General features: G+C 47.0%; 9 protein-coding genes and 2 tRNA genes. 3 read left to right on the forward strand and 8 right to left on the reverse strand.

Annotated elements, in window-relative coordinates; genetic code table 11:
• Positions 1 to 199: 199 nt before the first annotated feature.
• The 7 genes from KB186_RS23910 to KB186_RS23940 all read right to left on the reverse strand — a co-directional run bounded on the left by KB186_RS23910 (position 200) and on the right by KB186_RS23940 (position 6,618).
• Positions 200 to 724, reverse strand: coding sequence for a type 1 glutamine amidotransferase domain-containing protein (locus KB186_RS23910; RefSeq protein ID WP_173610801.1), 525 nt, complete (start codon positions 722 to 724; stop codon positions 200 to 202).
• Between the two features lie 74 nt (positions 725 to 798).
• A complete protein-coding gene (locus KB186_RS23915; RefSeq protein ID WP_483298227.1) occupies positions 799 to 3,885 on the reverse strand; it encodes an ATP-binding protein in 3,087 nt (1,028 codons plus the stop codon).
• A gap of 81 nt (positions 3,886 to 3,966) precedes the next feature.
• Positions 3,967 to 4,440 carry a 23S rRNA (pseudouridine(1915)-N(3))-methyltransferase RlmH gene (locus KB186_RS23920; protein ID WP_173610799.1) on the reverse strand — a complete coding sequence of 158 codons (474 nt, stop codon included), beginning with the start codon at positions 4,438 to 4,440 and terminating at the stop codon, positions 3,967 to 3,969.
• A 99-nt stretch (positions 4,441 to 4,539) separates the two neighbouring features.
• Positions 4,540 to 5,655, reverse strand: coding sequence for a response regulator (locus KB186_RS23925; RefSeq protein WP_173610798.1), 1,116 nt, complete (start codon positions 5,653 to 5,655; stop codon positions 4,540 to 4,542).
• Positions 5,656 to 5,819: 164 nt separating this feature from the next.
• Positions 5,820 to 5,902: transfer RNA gene (locus KB186_RS23930), tRNA-Leu, on the reverse strand.
• A gap of 16 nt (positions 5,903 to 5,918) precedes the next feature.
• Positions 5,919 to 5,995, reverse strand: a tRNA-Pro gene (locus KB186_RS23935).
• A 116-nt stretch (positions 5,996 to 6,111) separates the two neighbouring features.
• A complete protein-coding gene (locus KB186_RS23940) occupies positions 6,112 to 6,618 on the reverse strand; it encodes an IseA DL-endopeptidase inhibitor family protein (protein ID WP_221868044.1) in 507 nt (168 codons plus the stop codon).
• A 135-nt stretch (positions 6,619 to 6,753) separates the two neighbouring features.
• Between KB186_RS23940 and KB186_RS23945 the strand changes: the two genes are divergently transcribed.
• The 3 genes from KB186_RS23945 to KB186_RS23955 all read left to right on the forward strand — a co-directional run bounded on the left by KB186_RS23945 (position 6,754) and on the right by KB186_RS23955 (position 9,377).
• On the forward strand, positions 6,754 to 6,978 hold the full coding sequence (locus tag KB186_RS23945; protein WP_173610796.1) for a hypothetical protein: 225 nt from the start codon (positions 6,754 to 6,756) through the stop codon (positions 6,976 to 6,978).
• Positions 6,979 to 7,048: 70 nt separating this feature from the next.
• Positions 7,049 to 7,501: a metallothiol transferase FosB gene (fosB, locus tag KB186_RS23950; RefSeq protein ID WP_173610795.1), complete on the forward strand. Its 453-nt coding sequence runs from the start codon at positions 7,049 to 7,051 to the stop codon at positions 7,499 to 7,501.
• 154 nt (positions 7,502 to 7,655) lie between these two features.
• Entirely contained in the window at positions 7,656 to 9,377 is a 1,722-nt protein-coding gene (locus KB186_RS23955; protein ID WP_173610794.1) for a protoglobin domain-containing protein, read from the forward strand.
• A 5-nt stretch (positions 9,378 to 9,382) separates the two neighbouring features.
• Here the strand turns inward: KB186_RS23955 and KB186_RS23960 are convergent, their stop codons facing one another.
• A complete protein-coding gene (locus tag KB186_RS23960) occupies positions 9,383 to 10,486 on the reverse strand; it encodes a chymotrypsin family serine protease (protein ID WP_173610793.1) in 1,104 nt (367 codons plus the stop codon).
• Positions 10,487 to 10,700: the final 214 nt, after the last annotated feature.

Here is a 10,700-nt window from a genome sequence, read left to right on the forward strand (position 1 = left end):
AGCTGTAAAACGGGTGGCAGATTTCGGGGGGAATTTTGTGGGGAACGTACATTGTCAGATAGATTTTTGCTGCTTGGCCTATGATTTTCTTTTGGGAGTAGCTCCCGATTATGGAACACCCTATCATCCCCTATTCGATTGGAGTTTCTTTCAAGAAAGGACTCACCCGTCTATCCGAGCAAGCCCTTTTCCACTTTTCCTATTGTTGTGCCAGCAAATCAGCAAACGCTTTGGCGTACGCAGGCAGATCAGGCGGTCTGCGTGAACCAACAATATGACCGTCTACCACAACCTCTTCATCTATCCAAATCGCTCCTGCATTCTCCATATCATCTTTAATGCCCGGCGTAGATGTAGTCGTTACCCCGCGTAAAATTTTTGCGGAAGCAAGCACCCACCCCGCATGGCAAATATGCCCAATTGGTTTTTTCGCCTCGTGCATCGCAACCACAAACGACAGCACTTCTGGATAGCGACGCAGCTTGTCAGGTGCCCACCCTCCTGGAACGAGTACACCTGCATAGTCGGCAGGATTGACCTCTGCCATCGCTTTGTCGGCCTCACACGGTACACCGTACTTCCCTATGTAGACGTGATTTGCCTTTGGGCCTACAAAATGGACCGTAGCGCCTTCCTCTCGCAATCTCATCACCGGATACCAGAGCTCGAGATCCTCAAATTCACTTTCGACGAAGCAAACCACTTGTTTTCCTGCAAGTCTCAATGTTCTCGCCTCCTTTTCCTTCTATACTACGCTATTGTAGCAGGTACAGAAGGAAAAGACAGTAGGTTCATGGATCAAGCATTCATTTCCTCAGGAGTAGGTATGTGCATGACGACTTTTGTCCCTTTTCCCATTTCAGAGGTGATACTCAAGGTAGCTCCAGGAATGGTATCCAATCGTCTGCGGATGTTTTGGATGCCGATGCTTCCTTTTTGATTTTCTCCTTTTGATATTTGGTACAAGAGATCATCTGCTATACCGACCCCATCGTCTTCGATCATGACCTTGATGTAATGACCTCCGTCCACAATGGTAAGCGTCACATGACCTTTTTCGTCCTTTTCGAACAATCCATGCCGGATCGCATTCTCTACGAACGGTTGGATGCTCAAGGAAGGAATCTCTTTTTCAAGAATACCTTCGTCCACGTGACATACAAAGTCGAAGCCTTCTCCAAAACGAGCCTTTTCGATATCTACATAAGCATGGATAAGCTCCATTTCCCGAAATAACGGAACGAACAACGTCGTCCGATCCATATCCAAAATATAGCGCAAGTACTGACTGAGCATGGTGATGAGATACGCTGCCTTTTCTCCATCGGTATAACAGAAAGAAATGACACTGCTTAAAGCGTTATAGAGAAAATGCGGCTTGATTTGAGCCTGATGAAACGCGTGTTCATTGCGAATTGCCTCCTGAATGGAGGTCTTCATCGAGAGCAATGTCTGCACGCGGGCAATGAGTGTCTCCGCATCAAACGGTTTGGTCACATAGTCATTCGCCCCTGCTCTATAGCCGAGTGCAATGTCTTGTGGGGTATCTCTAACGGATGCAAACAGGATCGGCAAGTCAAGAATCGAATACTGCGTTCGCAACAAATGGCACAGCTCAATCCCTGATACTCCTGGCATCATCACATCCAGAATGACGAGGTCAGGTTGGGGTTGCTCCTTGATTTTCGTCATGGCTTCTCTTGCCGAAAAGGCGGAAATGACATTATAGCGATGCTTGGAAAGGATGTTCAGCAAGGTGTGAATGTTGGATGCCTCATCATCGACAATCATGATGGTGTATTGGTGGTTATCCAATATGTTGAGAGGAATCTGCTCACTTGCCTCCCGAAGCCTCTCCTGAGCCGTTGCAGCAAGCTCCTGTGTCACCATCTGCTGCTGCCCCGTCGCTAGCGTAAGTGTCATACGGGTGCCTTTGCCCAGCTCCGAGCTCTCTACCCAAATCTCCCCTCCCATGAGTTCAACCAGCTTGCGATTGATGTATAAGCCTACGCCCATGCCTGTATACCCATCCTGTGGCAATAGTTGGTCCACCTGCTCAAAGTAATCAAAAATGGCTTCGTGCTTATCCGGTGAAATTCCTATCCCCGTGTCCTCTACAGAGATACGAACCTGTCCCCCTGCCACGCCCGCCGTTACCTTAATCGAGCCTATATTCGTATGCTTGATGGCATTGTGCACAAGATTATACATAATTTGACGAAGCCGATTCTCATCTGCATACACCCAAATGTTAGCGGGGACCTCATTTTCCAGCCGGACATCTTTCCCCAGCAGTTCGAATTGCAGTACGTCAAAGACAATTTGGGTGATGACCTTGATATCTACAATCGAGAAATGGAGGCGTAGCTCCCCGTGCTTCAAGCGAGTAACATCGAGTAAATCACCAACTAGCATGGACAGCTTGATCGATGTATCCTTGACGAGCCAAAGATTTTGTCTTTGTTTGGAAGACAACGCATTGCTCTCATCTTCTAGTAAATGGGACGTAATATTGATAATCCCGTGAAGCGGTGTCTTCATCTCATGCGAAGTATGCGTCAGAAACTCATCTTTGATCTGATTGGAAATCCTCAATTGATGGGAGAGAATTTCAGTCTTTTCATACGCATTCGTGAATCGAACGGCCAAAAGAATGTTGATGAAGGTAATGAAATAGAGGATGCCGATTTTTCCTGCAAGATCAGTGGGCACGATGTTTTCTGCGTATAAGAGACCGTCAATGAGAGCGATCGACATGGAAACACTCGCCCCAATGAAAAGCAGCAGTTCTTTTCGGTCGGACGAGTCCCTCTGACTCTTGCCAGATAAATAAATCAGCCTACCCATTATGAAAAAATGAATGATTTGCACATAAATCAAGAGAGGCCCTTTCAAATTCGTATAGAAGGAGTACGGCAAGACGAGAATGACAAGAATGTAGAGAAAAATGGGCGCTGTCAGCTTCACCAGCCAGTTGCGGGATAGAACCCTTGTATCGATGGAACAGAAAAATAGGGCGAGTAAGATTGAACTCGCAAATAGGGAGGCATCCTGTGCCTTATATGCAACTGTGAAAGGAATCGAAGGAAAGAGTTGCAGCAGCACCTTCTCACCAAAAACCATGTGATAAATACCAAGAAGAATCATATAGCTGCCGCTAAATAAATAGGTTCGCTCCCTCAAGCGGAGAAAATAAAAGCTAAGATGGTACGCAGCCATGATCCCCAGTGTTACGACAAAGGCGATATCTGTTCCGAGCAAGGTGCTGTTTAAAATGGCAATATCCTCATCCAAACCTAGTTGGATAGAGCTCGCAATCCCCCCGGTGAAAAACATGAAATTCGCCACTTGAATGACAATCTCCAGATCCTTGTCATCTGCGGAAAAAAACACGGTATAGGGCGTATTTCCTGGTTGATGGGCTTCACTCACTACAGCAGGCTGTCCACTCGCACCCTCTTCGTTTCCGTTAAGGAATAATCGGTGGGACATCCGAATGCTTTTTGTTTTCAATCCGTAGATTTGCCCGTCTTTTGGGAGCTTTACTTGTAATCGATAGGTTGCAGCGCCTTTCCTGTCGATACTATCGATGACACGGTCTCCCTTCCACGTCCCAGGTACGACCAGATACGAGACATTTGCATGTAGCCCTCGTCGAAAATCTTCAGGTGATAGCAATTCCCCCGGATATATCTCCCATTCCCCATCTAAATTGACCAAGCCTTGGCTTTGAAAATCCCAGCTCGACAAATCGAGTAATCCCCGCTTCGCCATGGGCATGTCCCGACTAGGAAAGGTTTGTATATAAATCCCGATAAATACTGCTATAGAAAGTAAAAAAACCAATCCAATCCCGGCAGGCATCAGGAAATTTCTTCGCTCCAAAAATGTATCCCCTTCCCCTACAGAGCTCGAATATAGTTTCAAGACTCCTTATGCCGATTATCAACTTCTTGTTGAACGAGACTACCGAAGCGGCTCTCCCAAGCTGATTCGCAGTGCTCTGTACAAACGTTCCAGCACGACCAAACGCGCCAACTGATAGGGATATGCTTTCTTTGGGAGTGCCAACCGCTCATTTGCCCTTAACAAGACTTCCTCTGATAAGCCAAATGAGCCGCCAATCACAAAGATAATCTCATTTTGACCCTCCGCCGACAAATCTTCAATTTGCATAGAAAGTCGCTTCGGGGTCCACAGTTCTCCTTCTCCAGTGAGGGCAATAACATACTGTTCTTGTTTGACTTGCGCGAGAATTTTTTGTCCTTCCAACTGCCTCACTTGTTCGATTTCAGAGCTGTTCATCTTTTCCATTCGGTCATCTTCTGGAATTTCGACGATGTTCATTTTGCAATACACGGCCAAGCGTTCGCTGTATGCTTCCACTCGCGGCAAGATATCATTTTTGATTTTTCCCACAGATATTATGGTGAACTGCATGAAACTCGCCTTCTTCCTTTTTCTTGGAATGATAGCAATTCGTTCTCCCAAACTTCTCACAGGATCTGTGGTTGTAATGATATCTTCCTGCTTCTTGTCTCACTGCCCAATCACGCGCGTCACCCACTCGCTTATCTCCTGAGGCGGATCCATTTCCCACTCTTGGCGATAGGCATTAGCGAATTTGGCATAGTGCTGGACGATTTTCTGTTTTTGTTCGCCCCTTGCGTAAATGCTCATCAAAGCGACATTCATTTCCTCGTGCAAAGGGTACACCGTCAAGTACTCTTCCAGCCTGCGCACTGCCTTGGGCAACTCCTCTGAGGCAATGTCTAGCTCTACCAGTTTGCACACCAGCTCCGTATACTTTTTTCGATACCGTTCTTCCAGAGGGGCTTTCCACAAGAAATCCTTGCGATCAAAAAGGGCTCCCTTGTACATTGCACACAAGTTTTCGGCTCCTCTTGCGCTTTGCCTATCCTTTAACGAAGCAAGATCGAATTGCTGGAATGCCAATAAATCGTACGTCTGATCCAACGGGTGAAATAGATAACCTTCACCCGTTTTTTGTATATCGATGCCGAGTTCTTGCTCTTTCATGATTTTCTTCAGGCGGTACATGGTATTGTGCAGGTTATGCGTGGCTCTGCTTTCGTCCATCTCCGGCCATAAAAGATCAGTCAGATGCCACTTGCTGATATCCTCCCTGGGATGACAGAGAAAGTAGGCAAACAGCTCCTCACTCTTTCTCGTTGGCCATCGCACAACTTCGCCTCCTGCATTGCGCACGTCCATACCACCAAAGCATTGGATGGAACTATTCTTCATGGGATGTTTGATCGGAGTCGTCATTTGTAGCTGTTTGACTAACCGATTCGTCACCCGTTCAATGGCAGCAGGCGTAATCGGTTTTAAAATATAGTCAAACGCGTATACCTTAAACGCATCCAACGCGTACTGCTTATAGGCAGTCGTAAAAATAATTTTTGTGTGCTCAGACAACTCGTTTATTTTGGAACCTAGCTCAAGTCCGTTCATTTTTGGCATTTCTACATCTAAGAACGCCACATCAGGGCATAGATCGGGCAGACAAGCGAGAGCCTCTAGTGGATGTGTGAATGCTCCAACGATCGTATAGTGATCGTTTTGTCCGATGACATGCTTCATGAGATCAAGGATAGGCTTTTCATCTTCCACTATCATTACCTTAATCACTGTCGTCCTCTCCTTTGGCAGGCTTTGTTTGTCCTGATGCTTCCATACAATCTTCCCTATCTATTGTCGGTATAATGGACAATGATTGTAAGAACAAAAAAAAGTGAGAAACAGGCCTACTCACTGTTCCCCACCTTATAACGAAAACCATATGTATAGATTGCTGGTGCCGGTAGAGGGACTTGAACCCCCACGGTTTCCCTCACGATTTTGAGTCGCGCGCGTCTGCCAATTCCGCCATACCGGCTTATTCAAAATGAAAATGGTCGGGAAGACAGGATTCGAACCTGCGACCCCTTGGTCCCAAGCCAAGTACTCTACCAAGCTGAGCTACTTCCCGATTGCCAGCCATATCGGACCTTCTCTCATTCGACAACTTCCGATAAGTATCGCAACACTTACATACTATACAGTCAAATTGAACCAATATCAATACCGGATTTTTTTGGAATATAGTCATTTTTTCCTGGTATTGAACTTCTCTCTTCTTGGAGTACAGATTTTCCCACATGGTATTTGCCGTTTCAAGAAATCTTGCGGAAGGTTAAAAGGATAATCCAGCGGATGACGCCCTACAATGATCCAACGCCCATTTGGAAGCTTTTTCAACTGATACACACGGAAAAATCGATCACTGGAATCGAAGGCAAACCATACCACAAGTGTCGCACGCTTGCTGCCCGAAGACAGGACCTGTGATTTTACAATCGGTGGCGCCCCTATCGTATCCCCTACCGGGATCGCGAGTCGTCCGTTTATTCGCCGCAAATCAAGATTGCCGATCACTCGATTTGCCAGACAAGGGGTCATGAATTTTTGCAGGAAACGGCGAATTTTCAACTTGGAATTGAACCGCTTTGGCAAAATAATTCCGCGATCCCCCACCCGCTTATGCGCTGAAAAGATAATCGTAAAGAATGCTTGCTCTGCCAATCGAATGACCTGCACCCATTGCTTTTTCATCTGACGTCCCTCCCCCTGTCAGACTATGCATCACGGGAGGAAAACGGTTGGACGCGTATCCATATACATAAACCGTTGCATGAGGGACAAATTAATACGGTGTTCCCATCATCAAAACCCGCAGGAGGTATAGCAATGCCTAGCCAAATTAACACTGACTCACTAAAAAAAGCAGAGGCAGCAACCACGCTGGCAAAAAATATGATTACGCAAGCGATCGAGCAATCTGCAGCCAATCCACAGCTCGCCGAAGAAGCCTTGAAACAAGCGTCACAGGAAATTGCCCAAGCGCAAACGATGGTGTCCCAAGTCCAATCCTCGCTGCAAACCCAAGCGCAAGCTCAACAAAGTCAATCCTAAACACATGCAGGCAGACCCGGAATGACTGGTGGTTTGCCTGTTTTCCCCATACAATAGCAATAGTTGCAAGATGAATGCTAAAAAGGTGGGGGACGTATTGCCGCAACTCCAAGGATTGAATCATTTGCTTTTCTCTGTCTCTAATCTGGAAAAATCTTTTTGTTTTTACCGGGATGTCCTGCATGCCAAACCACTCGTACGAGGTCGCAAGCTGGCTTACTTTGACTTAAATGGCTACTGGTTGGCGCTAAACGAGGAACCTGACATCCCACGCAATGAAATTGCTCACTCCTATACACACATGGCCTTCACTATCACAGAAGAGTCATTTGACGAGTGGTACGCTCACTTGGAAAAGCATGGCGTTACCATTTTGCATGGACGGGATCGTTCGGAGCGGGATAAGCGCTCCATTTATTTCACCGACCCTGATGGGCATAAGTTCGAATTACATACAGGCACTCTCCAGGACCGTCTCGCTTACTACCGGGACGAAAAGCATCACATGAACTTTTTTGAATAATTGATGATGTTGCCCATTTCTTAACATTCTTTTCACAAAATCATAATAGTTCCAAAGATTCAACCCCATACGTGAATGCTATAATCTATAAAGTACTTATGGCCTATTCCCCTTGTGAATAGGCCCGTTTTTCGTAAACATATGGAGGGATTTTATGTTTGGTAAGCGTGGCGTCCAGACCGTTACCGCCTCAATTCAAAAAAGCGATGTCCAAATGTCCGATCAGCTAACGGGGAAGGTTCATTTTTTGCAAATGAATCAGACAGACCTTGATCGGCTGAAACAAATTGAACCACTCCTAACAGAACACCTAGAGGCCATTACAGAACGTCATTACCACATGCTTCGCCAATATTCCCATCTTATGCAGACGATCGAAACGCATACGACGGTTGACCGATTGGCCGTTTCCTTTCGTCACTATTTGCAATCGCTTCCACACGCCAAACTAGACGAGGCCTATGTTGCCGGGCGCAAGAAAATCGGAGAGGTCCACAGCAAAATTGGACTTGCGCCAGAATGGTATACGGGCTCTTACTTGCGGGTCTATGAATATTTGATTCCCGCAATCGTCAACACCTATTCGAAGCGTCCCCAGGAATTATCTTCTGTCCTGTTGGCACTCCTGAAGATCATCACGCTTGATTCGCAAATTGTCCTCCAATCGTATCAGGAAGACAATGATTACAAAGTCATTGATCGCCTGGGCGAAGTTCTGGAGTTAGTGATTAAGATCGATAAATTCAAGCATGTGCTGGACACGCTTGAGGATACGACTGAGGAAGCTGGCAATGTGGGATCTGCTGCTGAGCAACTAAGTGAATCTGTGCAAAAAGTGGCTCAATCAGCCGTCTCTGTCGCAGAGAGTGCTTCTACTACAATCGAGCAAGCGGCGATGGGCAAGGATATTATCCAAGAGTCATTAACCAGCTTTCTTTCCATGGCAGAGGAGTTCCAAGAGATGCAAACAAAAACTTCTCAATTAATGACATCCATCGCAGAAGTTTCTCAGGTTGTCCAAGTCATCCGCAATATAGCCGATCAAACCAATCTGCTTGCATTAAATGCGTCGATTGAGGCAGCTCGTGCCAACGAACACGGGCGGGGCTTTGCTATCGTGGCAGATGAAGTACGAAAGCTCGCAGAACAGACCAAGCAATCCGTTCAAAGCATTACAACCACAATCACCAACGTTCAGAATGAAGCTGTCCAGGTAAAAGAAACGGCCACTCTCATGAGCGACCATTTTAACGATAAAATGATTCAGACACGGGATGCGATAAGGATACTAGGAGATATTGTGCAAAACATTGAGACTGTCGGGCATTCCACCGGACACATCGCAGCATTGGCACAAGAGCAGTCTGCTGCCACAGATGATATTTCAATGCGCATATCGCAAGTCCTGACGAATATGGAGCAGGTCTCTTCGCACGTCTCAAATGTAGGTAAAAACGTCTATGATGTTGGCGCTGGCATTAACAGCCTTCACAAGCTGAGCATCACACAAACGAGCCAATTAAAGACCAAGCATTATTTGCGAATCGTAAAAACCGATCATCTCTTATGGAGATGGTGGCTGTACAACTTCATGCTTGGGTATCACCACATTGATGAAAAGGAAATCGTCGACCATCATCAATGCCGCTTGGGGATTTGGTATGACGAGGCCCTGAACAATCCTTCCTTGAGCACCTTGCCCTCTTTCAAGCAATTAGAAGCACCTCATCGACAGTTCCACGAAACGGTTCGGCGGATTTACCACTTCGTCAAGCAAGGAAAACTAGAGGAAGCAGAAGCTACGTTTGATACGCTAGAAGATATCTCACAACGCATTCTCAACGTACTGGATCAGTTAGCCGAAGAAGTTTCCTAATGCTATTATCTATTTCGCTTTTTCTTGCCAGGCTGCCTTTTGGAGGCAGCTTTTTTTGTTTGGACACGGTTTAACTCCCCGGGAGATAGCGGTCTAGTGCGAGCGTTTGTTTGCCTGACTCTTTTGGCTTTAGGAACCGACCTGCCGGCTCTCCCTGCTGCTCTTGCTATCCCGACGCCAAACGCTTGCAATGCCCAGACAACCGGATACGAAATCGAGAGCCTCCCATTGGCTGAACCAGCAAAATTCACAGCCGCCGCGTAATTGCCCGCAGTCAGCCAAACAGAGCCGGAATCTCCAGGCAAGGAGATGGGAACCGTACTTCTGATGACCGTCTGATTCTGAAAACGGATGGTCCCCAGTCCTCCGTAGTTCCCGTAACTCACATCAATATCAGTGTGGATCGATTCAACCGTTCCCCATGCCAGCCCTGATGAACGGCCCACCTTTTTCAATCTACGCCCGATGCCATACGAGCGAATTACACCTGGTACTCTGCCCACTGTTGCATAACGAGGGGCAAGGAGTCGATTGGAAGTAGGGATACTAATCGCTGCATCCATTCGATTACCTGCATTTTTTCGAAGTCGAACATACCGATACAAGCGTCCGATTCGATCTCTTCCTGAACGGCCTCCGTCTGCTCCACCTGGCTGGATGGTCTCGGTATAGCCGCTCGTATTGTTACGATTCAGGACATGATTATTGCTCAGTACAAATCGCTGTCCTCTTCGCGCAACGATTAAACCAGCCGTTCCGGACGCCCCTGGGTAGCCGATACTATATCCAGCGATCACAGGTCTGATTCTTCTGCGATAATTCGTTGCAGAGGGACGTACAGCAGGATGACACTGGCACGGTCCAGAGGTGACGGTACGAACAGGAACAGATACACGGGCTGTCGCCACCTGCCTTTTGACAAGGACGCAACTTGGGCATCTCTTCTTCACGGCGTCACTTGCATTTACGGTATACATCACAATGCAGGCGCCGCCTTTTTTGTTTTTTCCGTTTGCGTAGCCAATCCCGATGCCAATTACGCCCGGCATCCGCTTCCACCTTTTGAGCAAATGCTTCTTGGCCAGGAGCGCTTCCTGAAAGGTTGCCATGGCACCCCTTCCTTTCGGGAGATAAGTTTGTTTTACATGGTCATCGTATGTAAAACTTGGCCAGCACTGTTGGACGCTTGTCATTGCCGGGAAGCCTTTTTTAAAAACCTCTCGGTCGGGCTGTAGTAGTGGGAGAAAACAAGAGAAAACGCTCAGATTCTAGGGCCACCCCCTGTGGGATGGACTGCCCGGCTCCATGAAAAAAAGCGAAACC

Origin of the sequence: Brevibacillus sp. AF8, assembly GCF_021270385.1 — a bacterium.
GTDB lineage: Bacteria > Bacillota > Bacilli > Brevibacillales > Brevibacillaceae > Brevibacillus.

What these genes read in the sequence shown, in the direction of transcription:
- KB186_RS23920 (WP_173610799.1), bottom strand. Translation starts at nt 4,440, where the DNA reads ATGCAGTTCACCATAATATCTGTGGGAAAAATCAAAAATGATATCTTG.
- KB186_RS23940 (WP_221868044.1), bottom strand. Translation starts at nt 6,618, where the DNA reads ATGAAAAAGCAATGGGTGCAGGTCATTCGATTGGCAGAGCAAGCATTC.
- KB186_RS23945 (WP_173610796.1), top strand. Translation starts at nt 6,754, where the DNA reads ATGCCTAGCCAAATTAACACTGACTCACTAAAAAAAGCAGAGGCAGCA.
- fosB (WP_173610795.1), top strand. Translation starts at nt 7,049, where the DNA reads ATGAATGCTAAAAAGGTGGGGGACGTATTGCCGCAACTCCAAGGATTG.
- KB186_RS23955 (WP_173610794.1), top strand. Translation starts at nt 7,656, where the DNA reads ATGTTTGGTAAGCGTGGCGTCCAGACCGTTACCGCCTCAATTCAAAAA.
- KB186_RS23960 (WP_173610793.1), bottom strand. Translation starts at nt 10,486, where the DNA reads ATGGCAACCTTTCAGGAAGCGCTCCTGGCCAAGAAGCATTTGCTCAAA.